The following is a 23,488-nucleotide window of genomic DNA, read 5'->3' on the forward strand; positions in this document are numbered from 1 at the left end:
GATCAAGGCTGGATCAAACTGCGAAATATTCCTGCAGTGCGCGGACCTGGAGGCTGCCTTGGCGGAGGGCGACGATGCCTTCTACGGCCGCGAGGGCGCCGTCGATGGTCGTGTAGTAGGGGATCTTCGCGTAGAGCGCGGTGCGGCGGATGTCGCGGCTGTCGGAGATCGACTTGAGGCCATCGGTGGTGTTGATCACCAGTTGCACGCCGCCGTTCTTCATAGAATCGACGATATGCGGACGGCCCTCGAGCACTTTGTTGATCTTGGTCGCTGGCACATTGTTGTCAACGAGATAGCGCTGGGTGCCGCCGGTCGCGAGGATTTCGAAGCCCGCTTCGACGAGATGGCGGGCCATATCCACGATGTACTGCTTGTCGTCGTCGCGGACCGAGATGAAAGCCTTGCCTGAGGTTGGCACCTTCTGGCCGGCGCCCATCTGCGACTTGGCGAAGGCGATGGCGAAATTGTTGTCGAGGCCGATGACTTCGCCGGTCGACTTCATTTCAGGGCCGAGAACCGTATCGACGCCGGGGAAGCGGTTGAACGGGAAGACGGCTTCCTTGACGGCGATGTGCTTGAGCTTCTTCTCGGTGAGATTGAAGCTTGCAAGGCTTTCGCCAGCCATGACGCGCGAGGCGATCTTGGCGATGGGTTCCCCGATGACCTTGGCGACGAAGGGCACCGTGCGTGAGGCGCGCGGATTCACTTCGATCAGGTAGATCGTGCCGTCCTTGTAAGCGTACTGGACGTTCATCAGGCCGCCGACCTTGAGCGCGAAGGCGAGTTCGCGGGTCTGGCGCTTGAGTTCTTCGATGACTTCCGGCGGCAGGCTGCGCGGGGGCAGGGAGCAAGCGGAGTCACCGGAGTGAATGCCGGCTTCCTCGATGTGCTCCATGATGCCGGCAACGAACACGTCCTTGCCGTCGCAGAGGGCGTCGACGTCGATTTCGATGGCGCCGGAGAGGTAGGCATCGAACAGCAGCGGATTGTCGGAGAGGACAGAGTTGATCTGGCCGGTGCGGTCATTGGGGTAGCGCTGCAGGATATCGGGCGGCACGAGGCCGGTGAGGGTATCCTGAATGTAACGCTCGAACTCGTTGGCGCTGTGCACGATCGCCATGGCACGGCCGCCGAGGACATAGGACGGGCGGATGACCAGCGGATAGCCCAAGCGCTCGGCAACAAGGCGAGACTGTTCAAGGCTGTAGGCGATGCCGTTCTTGGGCTGAGTCAACTCGAGGCGGTTGAGCAGCTTCATGAACAGATCGCGGTCTTCAGCGAGATCGATGGAGTCGGGCTGGGTGCCGAGGATCGGCACGCCGGCCTTCTGCACAGCCTCGGCAAGGTTGAGCGGGGTCTGGCCGCCGAACTGCACGATGACGCCGTGGAGGGTGCCATTCTGCTTTTCGCGCAGCAGGATTTCGATGACGTCTTCCTCGGTCAACGGCTCGAAATAGAGGCGGTCGGACGTGTCGTAGTCGGTCGACACGGTTTCCGGATTGCAGTTGACCATGATGGTTTCGTAGCCGGCATCAGCCAGCGCGAAGGCTGCATGGCAGCAGCAATAATCGAACTCAATGCCTTGTCCGATGCGGTTGGGGCCACCGCCGAGGATGACAACCTTCTTGCGGTCGGAAGGACGGGATTCGTCTTCGACCTTGCCGCCGAAGGGGGCTTCGTAGGTCGAGTACATGTAAGCAGTTGGTGACGCGAATTCGGCAGCAGACGTGTCGATGCGCTTATAGGCCGGGCGCACTTCGAGGCTGTGGCGCAGCTTGCGGACGTCGGACGTCTTAACGCCAGCGAGCTGGGCGAGACGGGAGTCCGAAAAGCCCATGGACTTAAGCTGGCGCAGGTTAGCGGCGTCCTGCGGGAGACCGAACTCCTTGACCTTGGCTTCCATGTCGACGATGCCGCGCATCTGTTCGAGGAACCACGGGTCGATCTTGCAGGCCTCAAAGATTTCTTCGTTGGAAAGGCCAAGGCGCATGGCTTCGGCGACGTGGAGGAGGCGGTTTGGCGTCGGGGTGCCGAGGGCGGCCTTGATGGCGTTCTTGTCTTCGCCTTCACCGAGGCCGGGAATGCCGATCTCGTTAAGGCCGGTGAGGCCGGTTTCGAGCGAGCGAAGGGCCTTCTGGAGCGATTCCTGGAAGGTGCGGCCGATGGCCATGGCTTCGCCGACCGACTTCATGGAAGTGGTCAGGCGGTTGTCAGCGCCGGGGAATTTCTCGAACGCGAAACGCGGGATCTTGGTGACAACATAGTCGATGGTCGGCTCGAAAGATGCCGGGGTGGCGCCGCCGGTGATGTCGTTTTCCAATTCGTCGAGCGTGTAGCCGACGGCGAGGCGGGCGGCGACCTTGGCGATAGGGAAGCCGGTGGCTTTCGAGGCCAGAGCCGAGGAGCGCGAGACGCGCGGGTTCATTTCGATGACGACCATGCGGCCATCGGCAGGGTTGATGCCGAACTGGACGTTGGAGCCGCCGGTTTCAACGCCGATCTCGCGCAGGACCGCCAGTGAGGCGTCGCGCATGATCTGGTATTCTTTGTCGGTGAGGGTCAGGGCCGGGGCGACAGTGATAGAGTCGCCGGTGTGGACGCCCATGGGATCGATGTTCTCGATCGAGCAGATGATGATGCAGTTGTCCTTTTTATCGCGGACAACCTCCATCTCGTATTCCTTCCAGCCGAGGACGGATTCTTCGACGAGGACTTCGTTGGTGGGGGATGCATCGACACCGCTTTCGACGATGGCGAGGTATTCTTCGCGATTGTAGGCAATGCCGCCGCCCGTACCGCCGAGGGTGAAGCTCGGGCGGATGATGCAGGGGAGGCCAATGACCTCAAGCGCCTGCAGGGCTTCAATGGTGTTGTGGGCGAGCATGGAGCGCGGGGTTTCGAGCCCGATCTTCTTCATGGCATCGCGGAAGAGTTCGCGGTCTTCGGCCTTGTCGATGGCTTCGGCGGTCGCGCCGATCATTTCAACGCCGAACTTTTCGAGGACACCCATCTTGCGCAGCGATAGGGCGCAATTCAGCGCCGTCTGGCCGCCCATGGTAGGGAGGAGCGCGTCAGGACGTTCCTTCTCAATGATCTTGGCGACCACTTCGGGGGTGATCGGCTCCATATAGGTCGCGTGCGCCAGATCCGGATCGGTCATGATCGTCGCTGGATTGGAGTTCACCAGAATGATCCGGTAGCCCTCTTCCTTCAGCGCCTTGCAGGCCTGGGTGCCGGAATAGTCGAACTCGCATGCCTGCCCGATGATGATGGGGCCCGCGCCGATGATCAGGATCGATTTGATGTCGGTACGTTTTGGCATGGCGCTCGCTCTCTAACAATTTGGAAGCGGGCGAGGGGAGGAATCGCCCGGACACACCTGTCCGCGCGAAACCCGCACGGCAACTGAGCGCTGCAACGCGGGGAAGAAGACCGAACATGGTGGTTAGGTGGGCTGTCTAACCGAAGAGTCGCGGGAAGGGAAGGGGCGGAGTGCTTTGCGGTGCGTTTGTCCATTGCTCACCACGTGTGGCGTGGAGAATGTAAACTGCGGGGCGATTGGGGAGCGCAATCAAACTGCGTGTTGCGGTCCACCTTAGCGGCAAATCGAGAATTCTATGTGCAGGATTTGCACGACCAGCGAGATTAGCTTCTGTCATCCCTGCCTAATCTTTGCCCAAGAATGACCCAAGAGTGGTCCAATACCTGCCTTGTTAGGCGCCTCACATGGGCGTGATCAAAAGTCGATCATTCATTGTATGAGGTATATATGAAGAACTTGCGATTTGCTGCTCTGGCTGTTGTCACGGCTATGGCTCTTGCGGCTTGTGGTGGGGATGCTCCGCCGCCTGCAGATGCACCGTCGAACACCACGACCACTCCAGCACCGGCGACTACGCCAGCAACGCCTCCGGCAACGACGCCGGCGACACCGCCAGCTTCCCAGTAAGCGGCTTCCCATTTGCCCCGGCTTCGGCCGGGGCTTTTGCTTATTTAGGCTGCTGTCGCCATTTTCTGGCTGTGTAAGGCGGCAAGAACGGCATCGAGGCTATAGGGCTTGGGCACGAAAATAGCGCCCGAAGGCAGATCGGCCGCTGTCGGGATAACGCCGCCTGAGACGACCACGATCGGCAGGCCAGGTCGCGCCTGCGCGGCGAGCCGGGCGAGAGCCAGACCATCCGGGCCAAGCCCGAGTTCGATATCGGTGATCATTGCGGTGATCGTATCATCGACCAGACGCGCAGCAGTTGCAGCGGTCGTCGCCGATACCGGGGTGTAACCCATCTCCTCAAGCTGATCGCACAGATCAAGCAGAAGCAGTGGACTGTCTTCGACTACCAGGATCTTGGAAAGATTCGACATCGGCTTCCCCTCTCGCACAGACATAAAGGGAAGCCCGTGGAAAGCTGAACGTTGCATGCGGTGATAGCATGGCTGTCAGTATGGTTAGGATTTTACTAAAACCGTATCGAATTGAACTTGACGCTCTACTTAGAGCTGCGATCGATAGAGTGCTACGCGAATGCCGCCATGGAGCACCGGGGGCAAGGCCGGCTCGAATTTTAGGCCCGTCGCCTGGGCGAGGGACTTGTCGGCGGTGATGATGCCGACGCGCCAGCCAGCAAAGCGTGTTTTGAGCACTTTGCCAAGGGTGCGGTGAAGGCTGACGAGCGGGGCTTTGTCGCCAATGCGCGTGCCATAGGGCGGATTGAGGATCACAAAGCCCGGTGGACCGGGCGGTGGCTCAAGTTCTTCGATGGATTTTTGCTCGAAGCGGGTGATGGCGTCGACGCCGGAGCGCGTGGCGTTTTCGGTCGCCATGCGAACGGCGCCGGCGTCGCGGTCCGAGCCATGGAAGAGAACGGTCGGCGTGATGGCAGGGCTATCGGTGCGCAGTGCGGCGAAGGCCTTGGCGTCGAAGGAGGGGAGACTTTCGAAGGCGAAGTTGCGTTGGCGACCGGGGATGAGGCCCGAGGCGATTTCGGCGGCTTCGATGACGAAGGTGCCGGAGCCGCACATCGGATCGAGAACAGGCTCGGCGCCCTCAAAGCCGCATTGGCGGAGGAACATGGCCGCCATGGTTTCGCGCATGGGCGCCTTGTTGACCGCTTCCTTGAAACCGCGCTTGTGGAGCGACTCGCCGGTGGTGTCGATGCTGAGGGTGACGAGGTCGTCTTCGATGCGGACCATGACGCGGAGGGCGGCGTCTTCGTTGATCGGCGCGCCGAACTCTTCGGTAATGGCGGTGGCGACACGTTGGGCAGCGGCGCCGGCATGATAGATGCGCGAGCGCTTGCAGCTGGCTTCAACACGGAGGGGAACGTCGCGGCTGAGGAAATCACCCCAGGGGATTTTTCGCGAGCGTTTGTCGAGTTGAGCCAAGTGCATGGCGCGGAATTCAGCGAAGCGCGCAAGGATGCGGGTGGGGCCGCGGAGGACGAGATTGGCGCGCCAGACATCAGCCCAGGTGCCCTCGAAGGTGACGCCGCCATCGGTGACGCGCGCCGAGTCGAAGCCATTTTCGAGCGCCTCTTCGCAAAGAGGCGTTTCAAGGCCGGGAGTCGAAACGAGATAGATGGGGAAGCTGGCGGTCATCCGTCTGACCTAGCTTGCCCATCCCTTGGCCGCAATGGGCTCAGTTGTTGATCGAGAAAATGCCCCACTGCGTATCCGCGCAGGAATCATCGAGGCAGACATTGGTGATCCACATGGCGCCGTTGGCGAGACCGACGCCTTCGCTGGTGACGATCAGATCATCGACATCCTGAGACGCGACGCCGTCGATCGTTTCCTGGGTGACGAGGGTGTCAAAGTTGTCCTCGAAATCCTGCTGGCTGAGGATGTCGTAAGTTTCGCCATTGGCATTGATGGTCAGCGGATAGATGGCGAAGGCGGCAAAATCGACCGGATTATAGGTAGATGCCTGCTGAACGTCCGAGAAAAGCTCGAAAAATCCGTCGGCATTGCCGTGAATATTCTCGATGTCGGCATAAACCTGCTCTTCGCTGGCAAAGGCTGGGCTGGCAATAAGCAGGGCTAGAGCCGCGATGGCAAGGCGCATAAACTGTTCTCCGGGACCTATATCGGCTGGGTGCGGCAGATTTGCTTCAAATCGCGGCGACTACAAGACGGGCGGCAAAATATACCGCCCGTTAAGCGTAGACCGCCATTATGGCCCTGTCGGAGATGGCAGGCCTGGTCTGCTCCCCCCGCGAGTTTCAGTATTGCGTCAGGTCGGGTTCGATGCGTCTCATTATCGGTGTTATCTTTGTCTTTGCCTGCGTTCTCGGCGGCTATGCCGCAATGGGCGGGCACGTCGAAGTTCTCTGGCAGCCCTTCGAATTCGTCATCATTCTGGGTGCCGCGATCGGCGCCTACATCATCGGCAATAGTGGCCGGGTGTTGAAGTCGACCATCGGCATTTTCGGTACGCTGTTCAAAGGACCGCGCTACAACAAGGCGGCCTACGTAGAATTGCTTGGCCTGCAGTTCAGCCTTTACAAGCTGATCCAGGCCAAGGGTGTGCTGGCGATCGAGCCGCATATCGAAAACCCGCACGATTCCGAGCTGTTCAATCGCTTCCCAACCTTTGCCAAGAACCACCACGCAGTGGAATTCATGTGCGACTATCTGCGCATGGTGACCATGGGCACGAACAATGCTCATGAGATGGAAGCGCTGATGGACGAGGAACTCGAAACCCATCACCAGGAGCAGGAACAGCTCGTCGGCGCCATGCAGGCGCTGGCGGACGGTACGCCGGCTCTCGGCATCGTGGCCGCCGTGCTCGGCGTTATCAAGACCATGGGCGCCATCACCGAGCCGCCGGAAGTTCTCGGCCACCTCATCGGCGGCGCTCTCGTCGGTACTTTCTTTGGCGTGTTCGTCGCCTACGGTTTCTTTGGCCCGATGGCGCAGTCGCTGCGCGGCATCTTTGAAGCTGAATCGAAGTATTTCCTTTCCATGAAGGTTGGCCTTCTGGCCCATATCAGCGGCCAGCCGCCGGTGATGGCTGTCGAATTTGCCCGCAAGGCTCTGATGAGCGATGTGCGTCCGACCTTCAACGAGGTCGAAGAGGCTACTGCGGCCCTCCCGGCTGCGACCTGATCTGATTTTTTCGAGTAACGCGCCGCCCCGAGGGGCGGCGCAGTAGTTTTCTGCGGGGCGGCCATGGCCAATTTCGAACAGCCAATCATCATCAAGAAGGTCAAGAAGGGTGGTCACGGCCACCATGGCGGGGCTTGGAAAATCGCCTATGCCGACTTCGTGACGGCCATGATGGCCTTCTTCCTCCTCATGTGGCTCATCAACATGACGACGGCGGAGCAAAAGCAGGGTCTCGCCGACTACTTCTCGCCACCATCGATCAGCCTTTCCTCGAGCGGGGCAGGCGGGGTCATGGGCGGGCAGGCCATGGACAATGAAGGCGCGAGCATGTCCGGCTCGGCTTCCGACATCACGGCCAAGGAGCCGGCATCGCCGTCTGACGCCACCACGGGTGAAGCCGAGAAGGCTGTGGGCGGGCAGGCCAAAGAGAATGGTAGCGAATTGCAGGCGACGAGCGATTCCGAATTCAATCTCAAGTCGGTGGATTCGCAGGAATTCCACTCGGCTGCAGCGAGCATTCGCCAGGCCTGGCAGTCCATGCCTGAGCTGACCCCGTTCATGGACAATCTGATGATCGAAGAGACCGAAGACGGTCTCGATATCCAGATCGTCGACCAGCAGGGCCGTCGCATGTTCCCCGAGGGTTCGAAATATCCGCTGGAAACGACGCGCGCAGCGATCGCTGCAATGGCGCCCTATCTGCAGCAGCTCAATGCGCAGATGTCGATATCGGGATATACGGCCGCTGGCGGTCGTTATGAAAATCCGCGTTATGGCGCCTGGGAGCTTTCGGCCGATCGCGCCAATGTCGTGCGGTCGACGTTGGGTGAATTTGGGCTGAGCGATGATCGCATCAAGTCGGTGTCCGGCCGGGCGACGGATGAACCCTTCTTCCCGAACGATCCCTATATGGCGGCCAATGAGCGCGTGAAGATCACTGTGATCAAGACAGCGCCGCCAGTACCGATGAGCCTCAAGCCATAGGACTGTGGCGTCTCTATTTTCCTGAGCCTTTTGCGGCTCAGGAACGATAACATGCTGGAACGCCGCGCAGTGCGCGGCGTTCTTCTTTGCAGAGTTCTATTCTGCGAGAAGCGTCATGTTGCAGTTGTTGCTTATTCTGATCGTTGTCGCCGTCGTATCGGGCGCCATGGGCTTTACCGGCGTCGCAGCTGGCGCGGCAGGCCTTGCCAAGATCATCTTCGTTTTGATGCTGCTCGGCATCGGTCTCATCGTCATTCTGGCGATGATGGGGCTGGCCATTTTGTTCTGAAAATTAGCTGCAGCCGGAAAGAAGAAAGAAAGGGCGCCTTGCGGCGCCCTTCGTATTTTAGGCAACAGTCAGCGTGACGTCGACATTGCCGCGGGTGGCGTTGGAATAGGGGCAGACTTCGTGGGCCTTGTGGACCAAGGATTCTGCGTCTTCCTTGGAAAAGCCGGGGAGGTTGACCTTGAGCTCGACCGCAATGTTGAAGCCCTTGGCGCCTTCATTGGCGTTTTCGCCGAACGAAACGGAAGCGTCGATCGTGGTTTCGTCGGGAACCTTGATTTTTTCGCCGCGGGCGACGGCCTTCAGCGCGCCGAGGAAGCAGGCGGAATAGCCGGCTGCAAAGAGCTGCTCAGGATTGGTGCCCGGGCCATCATTGCCGCCCATGGCCTTGGGGGTGTCGAGCGTTACGGCGAGACGACCGTCATCGGTCTTGCTGGTGCCGGTGCGGCCGCCGGTGGTGTGGGCGTGGGCGGTATAGACTGCAGACTTGATCGACATGTTTTGCTCCTGTGAGAGGGCTGAAATCTCGTGACACTGAATTCAATAGAGCACAATTAAATTGCGCGCAATAGAAATTTGTGGGATAGGTTGGATCGAAGTTGGAGAGGGCGCATGGTTATTAAAAAGATGCCGACGATCGACCAGATGCTGTGCTTTGCCATTTATTCGGCCGGGCACGCCTTCACGCGGTTCTATAAACCGCGGCTCGACGCGCTCGATCTCACCTATCCGCAATATCTCGTCTTCCTTGTGCTCTGGGAGAAGGACGACATCACGGTAAAGACCATGGGCGAGCGATTGTTCCTCGATTCGGGCACGATCACCCCTTTGGTGAAGCGGCTTGAGGCGCGGGGGCTGGTGAGCCGCGAGCGCGATAAGGTCGATGAGCGCCAAGTCCGGATCAAGCTGACGGACGAGGGGCGCGGAATGGAGGCCAAGGCATTGGCCATCCCGCTGGCGGTCGTCGAAGGGACCGGTGGATCGCTCGAAAGCATCGACGCGCTCCGGCAAGAGCTGGATGCGCTGCGTGAGCGGCTCGACGCCGCTGTGCGATAGCGAAAGGGGAGCCAGCGGCTCCCCTTTTTTGTTGGCTTAGAGCGTGATGCGATAAATGCCGAAACCGTCTTCGTTGGTTTCGCCTGTCGCTTCGATCTTGATCGCGGTGACATCATCGACGTGTTCGGCGGCCTTGGGGCCGGTGGCGAAGAGGACGGTGGTGTCAGCGATGGGCGCCAGGGACCAGTTGCTGTCTGCCTTGGGATCGATCGTGCCGTTTTCGATGATGTAGCGCACGATGATGTCGCGGTTGGTATCGGGGCCCTTGAAGACGATCACGTCCGAATTGATGTTCGGGAAGGTGCCGCCGCCGCCAGCGCGATAGTTGTTGGTCGCAACGACAAACTTCTGAGCTGGATCGACCGGCTTGCCGTCATACATCAGATCGACGATGCGGTTGGCATCGGGGTTCGGTTCTTCCTTGCCATCGGAAGAGTATTTCGAGGGCTGGGTGAGGTCGATCTTGTAGGTGACGCCGTCGATGACGTCGAAATTGTAGGACGGGAAGTCGAGATTGATCAGTTCGGCATCTTTGGCGCCGGCTTCGATCTGGTTGAAGATGCCTGCCGAGCGTTCGAGCCAGTTCTTGACGTCGGCGCCAGTGATGACGACGGCCTGGATCGTATTGGGATAGAGATAGAGATCGGCGACGTTCTTGATGGCGACCGGGCCCACAGGGACGTCGGTGTAATAGTCGGGACCGCCACGGCCGCCCGACTTGAAGGGAGCCGCCGCCGAGAGGATCGGCAGGCTTTCCCATTCTGTGCCCTTCATCATCTGCTCGATATACCAAGTCTGGGCCTGGCTCACGATCTGGACGGACGGATCATCGGCAACGAGGGCGAAATAGGAATAGAGCGGGGCGGCGGTTTCGCCGACCGGGCGGCGGATGTAGTCGAGCGTTTCCTGATGTTCATCGCCAACCGCGCTGACGATTTCGGCTTCGTCTTCGACGAGCGGCTGCACCTTGCCATCGACGCGCTCGGAGATCGGGCGGGCCTCGGAGGTGTGCGAAGCGATGGTCCATTTGCCATCGGCATCCTGCTCTAGCAGCAGGTCGATGAGGCCCATGTGGCTGCCCCAGAAGCCGGGCATGACGGCCGGCTTGCCGGCGAGCGTGCCGGCTTCGATGTCGACGCCTTCGATGCCTTCATAATCGGGGCCGGGGAAGACGAGGTGCTGGTGGCCGGTCAGGACCACGTCGATGCCTTCGACGCCAGCAAGCTGCAGCGAGGCGTTTTCGGCGCCAGTGGTCTGGTCGGCGGCGATGCCGGAATGGGAGAGGGCGACGATGATGTCGGCGCCTTCTTCCTTCATGCGCGGCACGTAGGCCTTGGCGGTTTCGACGATGTCGCGCGTGTTGACCTTGCCCTCAAGGTGCGTCGCGTCCCAGGTCATGATCTGGGGCGGGAGGAAGCCGATGAGGCCGACCTTGATGGTCTTGGTAGCGCCGGAACCGTCAGTCAGTTCCTTTTCGACGATGCGATAGGGCGTGATGTACGTGTCGTCGCTGAGCGGATCGGCAGCGAGATCGCCACGGACAAGGTTGGCGGAGACGAAGGGGAATTCGGCGCCTTCGAGAGCCTTGTCGAGGAATTCGAGGCCGTAGTTGAATTCGTGATTGCCAAGGGTCGCGGCTTCATAGCCCAGCGTGTTCATTGCAGCGATAATCGGGTGGACGTTGCCATCGAGGCCTTTTTCATAGGCGATGTAGTCGCCCATCGGATTGCCCTGGATGATGTCGCCATTGTCGAGCAGCATGGAATTGCCGGCTTCGGCGCGGATGGCTTCGATCAGGCTGGCGGTGCGTGCGAGGCCCATCGTGTCATTGGGCGCGTCGGCATAGTAGTCATAAGCAAGTGCCGCGACGTGTAGATCGGTGGTCTCGATGATGCGCAGATGGGCCTGATTGGCTTGCGCATGGACGGCAAAGGGGTGCATCGCCGCGATGGCTCCTAGACTGGCGGAACCGGCGAGAAAGGTACGGCGGGATATCCTCGGGTGAAAATTCATCGACTTCTCCAAGTATTTGCCATTGTTTCCGGAAGTGCACCTCCGGTTGCCGGTTAACCGGCTATGGCCGCTCCCAAAAAAGGGCGAGACCTGCTCTTGCCTCCGTTCGGTGACGGTGCCGTGACGGCGGCGGAGGGAGGCTAGGATTGTTTTACCAGGCGGTCAATTTATGACATTGCGATGACAGCGAACGACAGGATGCAACCTGTTCCCACCCTTGTCTCTTGTTGGTAGCAATAACAGCGTTGTGAAGGGGCAATCTCCATGAAATGGCGTGGGCGCGAGCGCAGCAGCAATATCGAAGACAGACGCGGGCAGGCGGGTAGTTCCGGCGGCTTTGGCAGCTCGCCATTCGGCCGTGGTGGTGGCATCCGACTGCCGACGGGTGGCGGCGGTGGCTCGCGCGGCGGCATCGGTGGCATCATTGGGATCGTTGTGTTGCTCGGCATCGTCTGGCTGGTCACGGGACAGAACCCGATGGACATGCTGGGCGGCAGTTCGGGCGCCGCGCCATCGAGCACGACATCACGCCAATTGCCGGCCGAAGGTCAGGACGAGATGGCCGATTTCGTCGGCGTCGTCGTCAAGGAGAACGAAGATCTCTGGAACCAGGTGTTTGCCGCTGCGGGCGAGACATACACCGAGCCGCAGGTGGTGCTTTACACCAACCAGACGGATTCCGGTTGCGGCACTGCGGATTCGCGGATGGGTCCGTTCTACTGCCCGGTCGATTCCAAGGTCTATATCGATCTCAGTTTCTACGATGAGCTGCGCCAGCAGTTTGGCGCGCCCGGCGATTTTGCGCAGGCCTATGTGCTTGCCCATGAAATCGGGCATCACGTGCAGAACCTGACCGGCGTGCTGCCTGACTTCAACGAGCGTCGGCAGAGCATGAGCGAAGAAGAAGCCAATGCCTATTCGGTGCGCGTGGAACTGCAGGCCGACTGCTACGCTGGCGTTTGGGCGAACTTTGCCGGCGAGCAGAACCTCCTGGAATCTGGCGATATTGACGAAGCGCTGAACGCTGCCGAGCAGATCGGCGACGACAAGCTGCAGGAGCGGATGCAGGGCTATGCCGTGCCCAAGACGTTTACGCACGGCACGTCAGCGCAGCGCCGCACCTGGTTCGAGCGTGGCTATCGGTCGGGCGAGCCGAACCAGTGCGATACGTTCTCGGGCAATATCTAAGCGAACCCTTGGCCGGGAGACGCGTTGCGTCCTCGGCCAAGGAGTTTTGAATGCAGGGCAATCTTGCTGACATCGCCATCGAGCATTTTGCCGATGATGGGACATTTCCCAACAACAGCCTGCCGGTGATCATCTATCGGCGGGCGGTCGCCGAGCCGTCGCCGGAGGCGATGGAGGCGCTCTTCGATCAGAATGGCTGGCCGATCGCCTGGCGCTATGGCGTTTATGATTTTCACCATTTCCATTCGACGGCGCATGAGTGTCTTGGCGTGGCACGCGGTTCGGCGCGGCTGCAATTTGGCGGGCCGGAGGGGCGGGTGTTCGAGGTGGTGGCTGGCGATGTCATCGTTCTTCCAGCGGGCGTCGGGCACAAAAATCTCGGATCGAGCGCAGACTTTCTGGTGGTGGGTGCTTACCCGCCGGGGATGAGTGCCGATTTATTGAAGGGCGAGCCTGGCGAGCGGCCGGGGGCGGATGAACGGATCGCCCAGGCGGCCTTGCCGAAAACCGATCCGGTAGGCGGTCAGGCCGGTCCGCTGCTGAGCAAATGGGGATGAACTAGGAGCGCATTCGTGATGGACCGCTTTGGGTGGCTCAAGCATTTCCTTCAGACTGAAGGAGATTGCAAATGAGCAAACCTAAAGAAACGAATACCGCTCAAGCCGATGCCACCAATCGCGCCGAGGCTGACCGCCGACCATTGCCTGACAAGGACAAGAAGGCTGCGACGGGATCGCGCGACGAGGATTTACCGGGCGCCGAGGGGCCGCTGTCCGCTGGCGCGAATGAAGATACGTATGACTAGCCTGATGGCTGAGAGGATTGGCTTTAGCCGGTTGACCGTCAAGGCGTGAGATAGTGGTGGCCGCGTAGGGCAGGGTTGGGTAAACCCTGCCTAGTTTTACGCATGGGCCGTCATGATCCCCAAAATTCTGCACTTCACCTGGAAATCCACTGAACTGCCACGGCAGATGCAGACCTATTACGATGCGTGGCGCAGCCTGCATCCGGATTGGGACATTCGGCTTTGGACCGACGAGACCATGCGGGGTTTCGTTGAAGAAACATATCCGGATTTTCTCGCTACTTATTATGCCTATCCCAAGATGATCCAGCGGGCGGACGCGTTTCGCTATCTCGTGCTTGGAGCGCTGGGTGGCGTTTATGCTGATCTCGATGTCGAGCCATTCCGGCCCATCGATGAACTGCTGCAGCATGAGTGTTTCCTTGGGATTGAACCGCTCGAACACATCTTTCCCGATCGCCATCATCAGGGCGTGCCGTTCCTGATCACCAATGCCTTTATGGGCTCGGTCCCGGAGCATCGGCTTTGGCTGGATATGATCGAGAGAATGCCGTCGCTGGTGGATCAGGAGACGTTTTATTCCACGGGTCCGTCGATGGTGACGGCAGCGGTTTTGCGACTGCCGCGTGACGAGCGGCCAACATTGCTGTCGCCAAGGGTTTGGTCGCCATTGCTCGTTGATGGGCGGAAGACAAAGACGGATGCCGAAGCCGTCGCCTTGCTCGAGCCGGTCGCTCCAGTGGTTTCGAGGGCGGAGCCAATGGTGTCGCATGTCTGGATGACGACTTGGGTGGCTTGGCACAAGCGGAGCAAGCGGTTCAATGCATTGTTTCAGGCGCCGACGCGGGCCAAATGGCAGTTTCGGCAGTTGGCCAATCCGTCGTTGGCCAAGGTGGTCATTCCCGATCCGCTGCAGCTCTATATCGACCAGAATATCGGTCCCTCGGCGGATCGGCCGAGTGTTCACGTGGCTGTTCGGCTCGAAGATGGTGTCCTGTCGGAGGGATTGGCGAACGCCTTGATGCGCCTCGACTATCCGCGCGATCGCTTGACCATCACCCTGCATGTTCCGGATCGTGCCGATGTGCAAGGTCTGGACGCGCTGGTGGCCAAGAAGGGGCTGAATGCGGTGATCGTCGCGGGAGATTATGCAAGCGTCGTGGCGCGGGACAATGACATTTTGGACAGCCATGGGCCAGGGGCCGATTGGGTGCTGCTGATCGATGGATCTATTCAGGACTTTCCGCCTGATGCGATCCAGAGAATGCTGGGCGCAGAGCGGCCGGTGGTCTCAGCCAATGTCGTCGACGAGACCGGGGCGCCGGGCGATGACCAGTTGTTCCGCTATGAAAAAGCGGCGCCCTTTAAGGTGCTGTATAAAGATGGCGGCAGAGATGGCGCGGTGCGCCGGGACCTGGCTTTCCGGACTTATCTTGGGCATCAGAAGGCGTTTGCGGTCTTGCCGTTGGATGGAGTTGGGGAGAGCTTTGTCCTGATCGAGCGGAGGGTAATCGAGGCGGGCGTGCGCTTCGCGGAGACGCCGTACAAGCTGCACCTTGGCGCCGAGGCGTTTGGCATCATGGCGCGGGATCGGGGCTTTGAAGTGTGCGGGCTGACCGAGCTCGAAGTCGTACGCAGCAACCAGAATTAAAATGGGCAGCGCTTTTGGCGCTGCCCTTTTCAATGCTTTAGGCGGCTTCGCCGGGTGCCTTGTGCTCGGGCAGCTCTGCCAAGCCCTTTTCCTTGCGCACCAGATTGAGGAAGCGCGTGAAGAGGTAGTGGCTGTCCTGTGGTCCTGGGCTGGCTTCAGGGTGGTACTGCACCGAGAAGATTGGCTTGCCATCGACGGCGAGGCCGGCATTGGAATTGTCGAACAGCGAAATGTGAGTCTGGGTGACGCCAGCCGGCAGGCTTTCGGTGTCCACGGCAAAGCCATGGTTCATCGAGGTGATTTCCACCTTGCCCGTCGTCAGATCCTTGACCGGGTGATTGGCGCCATGGTGGCCCTGGTGCATCTTGCTGGTCGTGCCGCCGAGGGCAAGGCCGAGGAGCTGGTGGCCAAGGCAGATGCCGAACATGGGCTTGCCCGTTTCCATTAGCTTTTGAATGGTCGGGACGGCATATTTGCCGGTGGCGGCCGGATCGCCGGGGCCGTTAGAGAGGAAAATGGCGTCGGGGTTGTGCGCGAGCACGTCGGCCGCTGTCGCCGTGGCGGGAACGACCGTGACTTTGGCGCCCTGGTCGGCGAGGCAGCGCAGGATGTTGCGCTTTGCACCGTAGTCGATGGCGACGACGTGGAAATCTGGCTTCTCGACTGTGCCGTAGCCCTTGTTCCATTGCCAGCTCGTCTGGTCCCAATGGTAGGTCTGGGCCGTGGTGACTTCCTTGGCGAGGTCGAGGCCTTCAAGGCCTGGAAACGCGTTGAGTTCGGCCTTGATGGAGCCTTCGTCGAACTGTCCGGTCGGCTCATGGGCGATGACGCCGTTTGGCATGCCGTTTTCACGGATACGAGCCGTCAGGGCGCGGGTGTCGACACCGGCAATGCCGATAATGTTGCGCTTCTTGAGCCAGGCGTCGAGCTTTTCGGCAGCGCGGTAGTTCGATGGGTTGGTGATGTCGGCCTTGAGGACAACGCCACGGACGCCCGAAAGCGCCGCCATGTTCACCGTTTCGATGTCTTCATCGTTGGTGCCGACATTGCCGATATGGGGGAAGGTGAAGGTGATGATCTGGCCGGCATAGGAGGGGTCGGTGAGGACTTCCTGGTAGCCGGTCATCGCCGTATTGAAGCACACTTCGCCTGCGGCATGGCCAACTGCACCAATGCCATGGCCCTCAAGGCGCGTGCCGTCAGCCAGAATAAGAACTGCGGTCGCGGGGGATTGCTGCCAGCCGGTCACGGTCGGTCTCCATGCTTGGTTCGTCGGTTCGCGCGCACAGGCAAACGGGGTGAGCCGCTACAGTGGGTGCGAGGGATGTCGGTTGAGGCCTCCTCTTAGAAGGCCAAGCCGGAGAGCGCAAGTGGCGCAGTCCGCGTTTCATGCCTATATGGGGGCAAGAATCTGCATGGCAAGGAGCACACCAAGATGCGCGAAACGATCAGCGAAGGCCTCAAAACCGCACTAAAAGCCCGGGATCAGCGGCGTACGGCGACGCTGCGCGCCATCAATGCGGCCATCAAGGACCGCGATATTGCCAATCGCGGCGATGGCAAGGGGCCGGCGACCAACGACGAAGTCCTCGCGATGATTCAGAAGATGGTGAAGCAGCGCGAAGAGAGCTTTGCCATCTATGCCCAGGCCGGCCGCGCCGATCTCGCGACGGTGGAAAAGGAAGAGATCGATATTCTCAACGAGTTTCTGCCCAAGCCACTGACCGAGGAAGAAGTCGCTGCGGCCATCACGGCGGCCATTTCTTCCAGCGGCGCCGAAGGTCCCAAGGACATGGGCAAGGTGATTGCCGAGCTCAAGGCGAACTATCCCGGACGAATCGACTTCGGGAAGGTGAGCCAGCAGGTGCGAAGCGCTCTTGCAGCGCAGGGTTGATGGAATGTGGGGCGCCGAGAGGCGCCCCTTTTCGTTTCAGGAAAGCCCGGCGAATGGTTCGCGCCAGGCTTCGATCTCGTTGAGGCGATCGTGCCAGGCGCGGATGTTGGGGAAGAGATCGAGCGGGATCAGGCCGCGCTCGGCATAGGGCAGGGCCGAGGCGACGCGAAAATCGGCATAGGTCAGTTTGCCGCCGACAAGCCAATCGCGGTCCGCAAGCGTTGAATCGAGGATCGCGGCGGAGCGCTTGAAATCATTCGTCGTATCTTCAACGACCTGCGGATCCGGATCGCCCATGAACGACTTTGCGGTGTGGTTGTGCCAGACGAGGGCCGCACCGGCATTGGTGAAATGGTGGGCGCTCCAACTCACCCACATCATAATCTCGACAGCGAATTCATCGGGCCAGAAGGCACCACCGGCAAGGCGGGAAAGGCGCAGCGAAATGGCATCGGCTTCCCACAGCGGCTTGCCATCTTCGACGAGCAGCGGGGCAAGCGAATTGGGATTGAGCGGCAAGAATTTCTCGCGGTCGGCGCCCATCGGCTCGTAGCGGATGTAGTCGACTGGTGACTTGAGATGGCGCGCGACGGCGACCGCGACGCGCGGGTTGATGTTGTGCGTATAGTAGAGCGTTCTTTCAGTCATAAAATCCTCCTAGTGCCGCCTCTTCAGAGCTCGCTTTGCACAAGCTTACTCCATGCGGATGTGAGGACGACGCCTCTGCCGACAGGCGATCGACTATTTTTCTGAGATTTTTTTGGCGTTACGCGACAAGCCGAAGCGCGGCGAGTTTTACTTGGTTTCGCCCATTGTGCTTGGCTTGGTAAAGCGCCGCGTCGGCGCGGTTGAGGAGGGCGGGGAAGTCTTCATCGCCCTCGAACATGGCAAGGCCCACGCTGACGGTGGCGTGCAGCTGGCCTTGCTCGATGACGAGCGTCAAATCGGCAAAGACACTGCGCACGCGTTCGGCAACTGCCTTGGCCTTTTCCTGATCGACGTCGATCAGAACAGCGCAGAATTCTTCGCCGCCGATCCTGGAAATGACATCGAGAGGTCCGAGCTCGCGCTGCAATACATCGGAAAAGAGTTTTAGGACGCGATCACCTTCGGCGTGGCCAAGCCGGTCGTTGATCTGCTTGAAATGATCGAGATCGAACATCAACACGGCGCTGTTGCGGCCGGGCGGCGCGTTGCTGAAGCGATCGAAAAGCGCCCGGCGATTGAGCACGCCGGTCAGGGAATCGGTGTTTGCTGCCTGGTGATGGTGGTGGGCGGCGCGCGCGTGGTGAAGGGTCAGGGTGATGGCACCGATGCCCGTCAGTCCCACCAGCGACATGATGGAATTGAAGTCTTCAGCCCAGTTCTTTGGCGGCGCGGAGAGTACCCAATTGCCGTCAAGGGCCAGCATGAGGGCGCAACAGGCGAATGAGATGGCGGTGACGACGTAAAGTGTGCCGATTGCGGCAAGCGCAAAGCGAAGCTGGTCGTCGCTGCGGATATGCTCATAGGCACATAGGAGCATAAGAACGGCGGCCGTGGCATTAAGCATCAGTGTGCCCAGGCCCGATAGTCCAAGAAGAAGGGGTACCGCGGTCGCAATGGCCGAAAGAGCGCCTACCACAGCGGCGGGCCAAAGGGACGCCTTGCTGTTTCTGAAGCGACGGGCGCCCGCGTAGACGCAACTGAAACCGATCAGGATCAGCGCGAAGGGCACAAGCTGGAAGAAGAGCGTGTAGGCGCCGTTGCGCAGGCCCATAAGCATAAGGGCGACGACGATGAGCGCCATGCCGGTGGCGCCAAGAACGAGATAGGTCTCGCTGCGAGAGTTGAACCAGCCGATCAAAAGCGCGAGCAGCAATGAGGCGCTCGAAAAGCCGATGCCGATCAGTAGAGTTGCATTGTCGATGATCATGGTGCACCCCACGACGGTCGGGCAGTCATAAAGTCAAATTTGACAACGCTCCCTTACATTTCCGTTTGAATTCTATCGACTGTATTTTTCCCCAAGCTCTATTCCGCGGCGATAGCGACGGGCGGCAAAAGACCCTGGCGTTTATCGAGCATGTTGGAGACGATCGCGACAAAAGCGGCGAGCGCCGAGCTGATGGCGCCAATGAGCGGCAGGTAGGCGTAGCCGGGGCCGGATGCGATCACGTTGGCGCCGAGAATGGCGCCAATGGCTATACCGATGTTGAAGCCGGTGGGAATGAGGGCCGAAGCGAGGTTCGGTGCATCGGCAGCCCAGGCGAGCACGCGCGACTGCACCGGTGAACCGAAGGCAAAGTTGACGCCGCCCCACAGGATCGTGGCGATGGCCATGACGATGGCGTAGGGGCTCACGAAGAAGATCGTCGCAAACATTACGGCCTGTAGCGTGAGGATGGCGATCAGCGAGGGCATGAGCTTCCAATCGGCCAATCTGCCACCGACAAAGACGCCGATGGTCGAGCCGACACCATAGAGCAGCAAGAGCCATGGGACGGTCGCCGTGGGCAGACCGGTAATATTGGTCAGGAGCGGGGTGATGTAGGTGAAGAGGCTATATTGGCCGATCATCACCAGGATAACTATGAGCAGTGAGGCGACGATCTGCTGCCGGCCCAACACTTTGAATTCACGCGCGAAGTCCCCAGCGGTGGTGGCGGAGGCGGCACCGCGCGGCAGGAAAAAGGCCACGGTCAACGTCGCCAGCAGTCCGATAATTCCGACCGTCCAGAACGTGGCGCGCCAACCCAGAACATTGCCGATGGCCGTGCCGCCGGGTACGCCGAGGATATTAGAAACGGTGAGGCCCGAGAGGATCAGTGCGACCGCGAAGCCGCGTTTTTCCGGCGGCACGAGGCTGACCGCCACGATCGCTGCGATGCCGAAATACGTGCCGTGGACCACGGCGACGATGACACGGGCGGCCATCAGCAGTTCAAAACTCGGAGCAATGGCACAGAGCACTTGGCCCAGGGTAAAAATGCCGCCCAGCAGCAGGATCAGCGACTTTCGCGTCATCTTCTTGGTGGCAACGGCGAGAAGTGGGCCGCCAACGGCGATGCCGATCGCATAGCCGGAGATGAGATAACCAGCCACTGGCACGGTTACGCCTAGACCGGTGGCGACTTCGGGAAGAATGCCGGCGATGACGAACTCAGCAGTGCCAAAAGCAAAGGCTGCGAGGAAAAGCGCGATAAGGGGCAGGGACATGCAGTATTCGCCGGGAGGCGGCCTCGGTGGAGGGCGTGTCTTTCCATAGGCCCGAAAGTGGCACAATCTATATTTTGCGCGGGCCATTTCAGAAAAGCTCAACCCATGGTGCTGGCGTGACCGCAGAGCTGGCGCTAACGTTCTCTTTGGCGGGCTGTTGAGTCCCATGGAGGGCAAGTGAAATGGCGGTTTCTTCGGGTACCAAAAGGCGTTTTGCTGCGGCGACAGCATTGCGCGGCGTGCTGATGCTGGTTGCGGGGCTCTATGCTCTGATCTTCCCGGGCGATGCGCTCACGGTTCTGGTGCTGTTCGGCGGCGTTTTGCTGATCGTCGATGGCGCCTTGGGGCTCTGGAGCCTGACGTTTGGTGGTGGCAAGAGCGGCAATTATTGGTTCGATATCATCGCCAATGCGGCGTCACTGATCCTCGGTGTGTTGTTCTTTATCCAGCCGTTTATCGCGACGATCTTTACGGCAACTTTCCTCGGCACGATCGTTGGGCTCGCCGCACTTTTCGTAGGCGCCATGCAGATATTCGTCGTGGTCCGCGAGCGTGAGAGCTATGCGCGGATCTGGCCGGTGGTGCTGTCCGGGGCGTCCTATGTGCTGCTCGGGCTGGTCTTCCTGCTGTTTCCGGTTTTGACCGCAGCGGTGGGCGTGATGCTTGGCGGCATCCTGCTGATCTTTTTTGCCATTGGCCTCTTTGGTTGGGCTTGGCGGCTTTATCAGTCGAGCAAGGTTTAGGTTGCGGGCTTGTAGGTCACCGAGACGCCGGCCACGGTCGCGTCATTCCGATAGATCGTTGCCTTGGGCGGCACAGTGATCTCGATTGCGGTGGCCGAGAGCCAGCGGGGATCAGGATCAGCGCCTGCGCCGACGGAATAGAAGCTTGCGGCGTCGAATGGCACGTCTTCGCCCGGTGGCACCAGCGCTGCCTGGGTATTTTGGTCGGTGTCGCCGCAGTCCCTGGAGAAAATGACGAGGTCAAATTGACCATCGGGCGAGGGCAGGCGCTCGGTTTCGTTGACCGAGCACTCTGGAATGGCTGCTGCCACGAACCAAAGCGTCGCGCCGATGGCGATAGCCGGCCCAAGGGTCAGCGCCAGCAATACGGCCATCGGCATTTTCGTCGTCTTGGGCATGGCTGTGGATAAGCTCCTAGGTCGTGAGGTGACTTCGGCCCTGGGAGTGCTTAGGTAACACCCATGCGCTTTACCGATACGTTCCTGGATGAAATCCGCCAGCGCCTGCCGATTACGCAGGTTGTGGGCGAACACGTGCTTTGGGACAAGCGCAAATCGCAGCCGGGCAAGGGCGACATGTGGGCCTGTTGCCCCTTCCACGCCGAGAAAAGCCCGAGCTTTCATGCCGATGACCGGCGCGGCATCTATCACTGCTTTGGCTGCGGCGCGACGGGCGATCATTTCCGGTTTCTGACCGAAAAAGCCGGGATGAGCTTTCCCGAGGCGGTCGAAAAGCTTGCCGGCATGGCCGGTGTGCCGATGCCGGCGCGCGATGAGCGCAGCGAAAAACGCGAGGCCGCGCAAAAGGGCCTCGTCGAGGTCATGGAACTCGCGACCAAATATTTCGAGGCGGCGCTGGCGCATAATATCGGCGCGCGGGCTCGCGGCTATCTCTTTGACCGCGGCGTGTCGCCGACGAGCCAGACGCGCTTTCGCATCGGCTTTGCGCCCGATAGCCGCAATGGACTCAAGGAGCATCTCGCCGCGAATGGTGTCTCGGCGCAGGCGATGCTCGATGCGGGGCTAGTTACCAGTCGTGACGACGATCCGCTGACCTATGACCGGTTCCGCAACCGCGTGATGTTTCCGATCATGGATTTTCGAGGCCGGATCATCGCCTTTGGTGGCCGGGCGCTGAGCGCCGATGTGCCGGCAAAATATCTCAACTCGCCGGAGACGAGCCTCTTTTCCAAGCGGCAGACGCTTTACAATGGGCAATCGGCGCGGGCGGCGGCGCGGGACGGAGCCACGGTTATCGTGGTGGAAGGCTATCTCGATGTTATTGCCGCTGTTTCTGCGGGTTTCGAAGGGACAGTGGCGCCACTTGGCACCGCGCTGACCGAGGAGCATCTGCAGTTGCTCTGGCGGATGGCGGAGGTGCCAGTTCTCTGCTTTGACGGCGACAAGGCGGGTTTGAAGGCTGCCGAGCGGGCCATGGATCTGGTCATGCCGCATCTCAAACCGGGGCAGACGGTGAAGATCGCGACACTGCCTGAGGGGCAGGACCCCGACGATCTGATCAAGGCGCAGGGCCGGCAGGCGTTTGCCGACGTGATCGAGAAGGCGCGCAGCCTTTCCGATATGCTCTGGAGCCTCGAGACCGGCGGATTGGTGCCCGATGCGCCGGAAGAGCGCGCCGCTTTGCAAGCGCGGCTGCGGGAGCGGGCCAATTCGATCCAGGACCAGACTGTCCGCTTTCACTATCAGCAGGCGTTTGATGAAAAGCTGAAAGCATTCTTTGCGCCGATCCGGAAGCCTTGGGACGGGCAGCGCGCCGGGCGGCCGAACTATGGTCAGAGCGGCGCTTACGGATTTCCCGCGCGTGGGACGCCGCGTCTTGTCGTGTCGGATACGCTGAGGAACTCGCGGTTGATGCGCGGTTCAACCGGGATGGAAGCAACGCCGCGCGAGGCGACAATCATCCAGACCCTGGTCAACCATCCGGCTCTCGTCGAAGACAAGTTCGAAATCCTTGCTGCGCTCGACTGTGAAACGCAGACTGCCCAGAAGGTTTTGAGTGACATACTGGCCCTTGTCGTGCGGCATCACGATATTTCGGCGCCTGATTTGCAGGACGCGCTTGGCGTGCGCGGGCATGGACCGACGCTGGCGAGAATGGCCGAGACACTGGTGCGGCAGGGGGTCTGGCAGGTGGGGTCGGATACGGCGCTCACTGACGCAGAAACAGGATTAAGTCATGCGCTGGCCTTGCATAACAAGAAAGTTCAGCTAAATAGGGAACTCAACGCAGCCGAAGCGGCGCTGGGCGAAGACCCGAGCGATGAAACCTTTGAAAGGCTGCGAGACATCAAGAACCAGATTACCACTGTCGATGGCACAGAGGCATTGATCGAAGGATTTGGTTCGCTATCTGGACGCGCGACTCGCAGTTTTTAGAGAAAACTCTAAAGACCGGCGAAGACGCGCGATTTCGCATATGGCGGTTACGTCATGTCGTCCCGAAGCGAACCATCATGATGCTGAGGTGTTAACGCCTTGGTGACCAAACCTTTACCTTGTCTTGAGCTGTCACCACCTATGACAAGTCCGGCGCCCGAGAT

At 60.2% G+C, this 23,488-nt stretch carries 22 protein-coding genes; 11 read left to right on the forward strand and 11 right to left on the reverse strand.

Features of this window, described 5'->3' with window-relative positions; genetic code table 11:
- Window positions 1–13 precede the first annotated feature (13 nt).
- The 4 genes from carB to ASE94_RS19285 form a co-directional block, all read right to left on the reverse strand.
- Window positions 14–3,325: a carbamoyl-phosphate synthase large subunit gene (carB, locus tag ASE94_RS19270; RefSeq protein WP_061910668.1), complete on the reverse strand. Its 3,312-nt coding sequence runs from the start codon at window positions 3,323–3,325 to the stop codon at window positions 14–16.
- Between the two features lie 671 nt (window positions 3,326–3,996).
- Window positions 3,997–4,365 carry a response regulator gene (locus ASE94_RS19275; RefSeq protein ID WP_062631676.1) on the reverse strand — a complete coding sequence of 123 codons (369 nt, stop codon included), beginning with the start codon at window positions 4,363–4,365 and terminating at the stop codon, window positions 3,997–3,999.
- A 129-nt stretch (window positions 4,366–4,494) separates the two neighbouring features.
- On the reverse strand, window positions 4,495–5,598 hold the full coding sequence (locus tag ASE94_RS19280; protein ID WP_062631677.1) for an RNA methyltransferase: 1,104 nt from the start codon (window positions 5,596–5,598) through the stop codon (window positions 4,495–4,497).
- 40 nt (window positions 5,599–5,638) lie between these two features.
- Window positions 5,639–6,064, reverse strand: a complete 426-nt coding sequence (locus ASE94_RS19285) for a hypothetical protein (RefSeq protein WP_062631678.1) — start codon at window positions 6,062–6,064, stop codon at window positions 5,639–5,641.
- A gap of 182 nt (window positions 6,065–6,246) precedes the next feature.
- Here ASE94_RS19285 and motA point away from each other — a divergent pair, with 182 nt between their 5' ends.
- The 3 genes from motA (at window position 6,247) to ASE94_RS20765 (ending at window position 8,383) form a co-directional block, all read left to right on the forward strand.
- Complete coding sequence (motA, locus tag ASE94_RS19290) at window positions 6,247–7,110, forward strand: flagellar motor stator protein MotA (protein ID WP_061910835.1); 864 nt, start codon at window positions 6,247–6,249, stop codon at window positions 7,108–7,110.
- Between the two features lie 63 nt (window positions 7,111–7,173).
- The gene (locus ASE94_RS19295; RefSeq protein ID WP_061910677.1) at window positions 7,174–8,094 is read left to right on the forward strand and encodes a flagellar motor protein MotB; all 921 of its coding nucleotides are present in this window, start codon (window positions 7,174–7,176) and stop codon (window positions 8,092–8,094) included.
- A 115-nt stretch (window positions 8,095–8,209) separates the two neighbouring features.
- Window positions 8,210–8,383, forward strand: a complete 174-nt coding sequence (locus tag ASE94_RS20765; protein ID WP_082461327.1) for a DUF1328 family protein — start codon at window positions 8,210–8,212, stop codon at window positions 8,381–8,383.
- Window positions 8,384–8,440: 57 nt separating this feature from the next.
- Here the strand turns inward: ASE94_RS20765 and ASE94_RS19300 are convergent, their stop codons facing one another.
- Window positions 8,441–8,878, reverse strand: a complete 438-nt coding sequence (locus ASE94_RS19300; protein ID WP_061910679.1) for an organic hydroperoxide resistance protein — start codon at window positions 8,876–8,878, stop codon at window positions 8,441–8,443.
- A gap of 114 nt (window positions 8,879–8,992) precedes the next feature.
- Here ASE94_RS19300 and ASE94_RS19305 point away from each other — a divergent pair, with 114 nt between their 5' ends.
- Window positions 8,993–9,436, forward strand: coding sequence for a MarR family transcriptional regulator (locus tag ASE94_RS19305; protein WP_062631679.1), 444 nt, complete (start codon window positions 8,993–8,995; stop codon window positions 9,434–9,436).
- Between the two features lie 36 nt (window positions 9,437–9,472).
- Here the strand turns inward: ASE94_RS19305 and ASE94_RS19310 are convergent, their stop codons facing one another.
- Window positions 9,473–11,449, reverse strand: coding sequence for a bifunctional 2',3'-cyclic-nucleotide 2'-phosphodiesterase/3'-nucleotidase (locus tag ASE94_RS19310; protein WP_062631680.1), 1,977 nt, complete (start codon window positions 11,447–11,449; stop codon window positions 9,473–9,475).
- A gap of 264 nt (window positions 11,450–11,713) precedes the next feature.
- On the opposite strand from ASE94_RS19310, the gene ASE94_RS19315 reads away from it, so the two are divergent.
- The 4 genes from ASE94_RS19315 (at window position 11,714) to ASE94_RS19325 (ending at window position 15,093) form a co-directional block, all read left to right on the forward strand.
- Complete coding sequence (locus ASE94_RS19315) at window positions 11,714–12,637, forward strand: neutral zinc metallopeptidase (protein ID WP_061910685.1); 924 nt, start codon at window positions 11,714–11,716, stop codon at window positions 12,635–12,637.
- Window positions 12,638–12,687: 50 nt separating this feature from the next.
- Window positions 12,688–13,194: a cupin domain-containing protein gene (locus tag ASE94_RS19320; protein WP_062631681.1), complete on the forward strand. Its 507-nt coding sequence runs from the start codon at window positions 12,688–12,690 to the stop codon at window positions 13,192–13,194.
- A gap of 71 nt (window positions 13,195–13,265) precedes the next feature.
- Window positions 13,266–13,442 carry a hypothetical protein gene (locus tag ASE94_RS21075; protein WP_156352230.1) on the forward strand — a complete coding sequence of 59 codons (177 nt, stop codon included), beginning with the start codon at window positions 13,266–13,268 and terminating at the stop codon, window positions 13,440–13,442.
- A 112-nt stretch (window positions 13,443–13,554) separates the two neighbouring features.
- Window positions 13,555–15,093: a glycosyltransferase gene (locus tag ASE94_RS19325; protein WP_062631682.1), complete on the forward strand. Its 1,539-nt coding sequence runs from the start codon at window positions 13,555–13,557 to the stop codon at window positions 15,091–15,093.
- Between the two features lie 37 nt (window positions 15,094–15,130).
- Here ASE94_RS19325 and carA read toward each other — a convergent pair whose 3' ends face one another.
- Window positions 15,131–16,342 carry a glutamine-hydrolyzing carbamoyl-phosphate synthase small subunit gene (carA, locus tag ASE94_RS19330; protein WP_062631683.1) on the reverse strand — a complete coding sequence of 404 codons (1,212 nt, stop codon included), beginning with the start codon at window positions 16,340–16,342 and terminating at the stop codon, window positions 15,131–15,133.
- Window positions 16,343–16,528: 186 nt separating this feature from the next.
- On the opposite strand from carA, the gene ASE94_RS19335 reads away from it, so the two are divergent.
- Complete coding sequence (locus ASE94_RS19335; RefSeq protein ID WP_061910693.1) at window positions 16,529–16,987, forward strand: GatB/YqeY domain-containing protein; 459 nt, start codon at window positions 16,529–16,531, stop codon at window positions 16,985–16,987.
- 36 nt (window positions 16,988–17,023) lie between these two features.
- Here ASE94_RS19335 and ASE94_RS19340 read toward each other — a convergent pair whose 3' ends face one another.
- The 3 genes from ASE94_RS19340 to ASE94_RS19350 form a co-directional block, all read right to left on the reverse strand.
- Window positions 17,024–17,635: a glutathione S-transferase family protein gene (locus ASE94_RS19340; RefSeq protein ID WP_062631684.1), complete on the reverse strand. Its 612-nt coding sequence runs from the start codon at window positions 17,633–17,635 to the stop codon at window positions 17,024–17,026.
- Window positions 17,636–17,753: 118 nt separating this feature from the next.
- A complete protein-coding gene (locus ASE94_RS19345; RefSeq protein WP_062631685.1) occupies window positions 17,754–18,902 on the reverse strand; it encodes a GGDEF domain-containing protein in 1,149 nt (382 codons plus the stop codon).
- Between the two features lie 98 nt (window positions 18,903–19,000).
- On the reverse strand, window positions 19,001–20,185 hold the full coding sequence (locus ASE94_RS19350; protein ID WP_062631686.1) for an MFS transporter: 1,185 nt from the start codon (window positions 20,183–20,185) through the stop codon (window positions 19,001–19,003).
- Window positions 20,186–20,367: 182 nt separating this feature from the next.
- Between ASE94_RS19350 and ASE94_RS19355 the strand changes: the two genes are divergently transcribed.
- Window positions 20,368–20,928, forward strand: coding sequence for a DUF308 domain-containing protein (locus ASE94_RS19355; RefSeq protein ID WP_062631687.1), 561 nt, complete (start codon window positions 20,368–20,370; stop codon window positions 20,926–20,928).
- On the opposite strand, the gene ASE94_RS19360 is transcribed toward ASE94_RS19355, so the two are convergent.
- Window positions 20,925–21,326 carry a hypothetical protein gene (locus tag ASE94_RS19360; RefSeq protein ID WP_062631688.1) on the reverse strand — a complete coding sequence of 134 codons (402 nt, stop codon included), beginning with the start codon at window positions 21,324–21,326 and terminating at the stop codon, window positions 20,925–20,927. The two genes, ASE94_RS19355 and ASE94_RS19360, sit on opposite strands and share 4 nt — an antisense overlap.
- A 63-nt stretch (window positions 21,327–21,389) precedes the next feature.
- On the opposite strand from ASE94_RS19360, the gene dnaG reads away from it, so the two are divergent.
- Window positions 21,390–23,324 carry a DNA primase gene (gene dnaG, locus ASE94_RS19365; RefSeq protein ID WP_062631689.1) on the forward strand — a complete coding sequence of 645 codons (1,935 nt, stop codon included), beginning with the start codon at window positions 21,390–21,392 and terminating at the stop codon, window positions 23,322–23,324.
- Window positions 23,325–23,488 lie beyond the last annotated feature (164 nt).

The organism is Devosia sp. Leaf64 (assembly GCF_001421945.1).
In the GTDB taxonomy this organism is placed as follows: Bacteria; Pseudomonadota; Alphaproteobacteria; order Rhizobiales; family Devosiaceae; genus Devosia.

Bases quoted from the DNA above. Each gene is read 5' to 3' on its own strand.
- ASE94_RS19325 (WP_062631682.1), top strand. From the start codon at position 13,555: ATGATCCCCAAAATTCTGCACTTCACCTGGAAATCCACTGAACTGCCA.
- ASE94_RS19295 (WP_061910677.1), top strand. From the start codon at position 7,174: ATGGCCAATTTCGAACAGCCAATCATCATCAAGAAGGTCAAGAAGGGT.
- motA (WP_061910835.1), top strand. From the start codon at position 6,247: ATGCGTCTCATTATCGGTGTTATCTTTGTCTTTGCCTGCGTTCTCGGC.
- ASE94_RS19315 (WP_061910685.1), top strand. From the start codon at position 11,714: ATGAAATGGCGTGGGCGCGAGCGCAGCAGCAATATCGAAGACAGACGC.
- ASE94_RS19360 (WP_062631688.1), bottom strand. From the start codon at position 21,326: ATGCCCAAGACGACGAAAATGCCGATGGCCGTATTGCTGGCGCTGACC.
- carB (WP_061910668.1), bottom strand. From the start codon at position 3,325: ATGCCAAAACGTACCGACATCAAATCGATCCTGATCATCGGCGCGGGC.
- ASE94_RS19345 (WP_062631685.1), bottom strand. From the start codon at position 18,902: ATGATCATCGACAATGCAACTCTACTGATCGGCATCGGCTTTTCGAGC.
- ASE94_RS19300 (WP_061910679.1), bottom strand. From the start codon at position 8,878: ATGTCGATCAAGTCTGCAGTCTATACCGCCCACGCCCACACCACCGGC.
- ASE94_RS19305 (WP_062631679.1), top strand. From the start codon at position 8,993: ATGGTTATTAAAAAGATGCCGACGATCGACCAGATGCTGTGCTTTGCC.
- ASE94_RS19320 (WP_062631681.1), top strand. From the start codon at position 12,688: ATGCAGGGCAATCTTGCTGACATCGCCATCGAGCATTTTGCCGATGAT.
- dnaG (WP_062631689.1), top strand. From the start codon at position 21,390: ATGCGCTTTACCGATACGTTCCTGGATGAAATCCGCCAGCGCCTGCCG.
- ASE94_RS21075 (WP_156352230.1), top strand. From the start codon at position 13,266: ATGAGCAAACCTAAAGAAACGAATACCGCTCAAGCCGATGCCACCAAT.
- ASE94_RS19310 (WP_062631680.1), bottom strand. From the start codon at position 11,449: ATGAATTTTCACCCGAGGATATCCCGCCGTACCTTTCTCGCCGGTTCC.
- ASE94_RS19275 (WP_062631676.1), bottom strand. From the start codon at position 4,365: ATGTCGAATCTTTCCAAGATCCTGGTAGTCGAAGACAGTCCACTGCTT.
- ASE94_RS19350 (WP_062631686.1), bottom strand. From the start codon at position 20,185: ATGTCCCTGCCCCTTATCGCGCTTTTCCTCGCAGCCTTTGCTTTTGGC.
- ASE94_RS19285 (WP_062631678.1), bottom strand. From the start codon at position 6,064: ATGCGCCTTGCCATCGCGGCTCTAGCCCTGCTTATTGCCAGCCCAGCC.
- ASE94_RS20765 (WP_082461327.1), top strand. From the start codon at position 8,210: ATGTTGCAGTTGTTGCTTATTCTGATCGTTGTCGCCGTCGTATCGGGC.
- ASE94_RS19340 (WP_062631684.1), bottom strand. From the start codon at position 17,635: ATGACTGAAAGAACGCTCTACTATACGCACAACATCAACCCGCGCGTC.
- ASE94_RS19280 (WP_062631677.1), bottom strand. From the start codon at position 5,598: ATGACCGCCAGCTTCCCCATCTATCTCGTTTCGACTCCCGGCCTTGAA.
- ASE94_RS19335 (WP_061910693.1), top strand. From the start codon at position 16,529: ATGCGCGAAACGATCAGCGAAGGCCTCAAAACCGCACTAAAAGCCCGG.
- ASE94_RS19355 (WP_062631687.1), top strand. From the start codon at position 20,368: ATGGCGGTTTCTTCGGGTACCAAAAGGCGTTTTGCTGCGGCGACAGCA.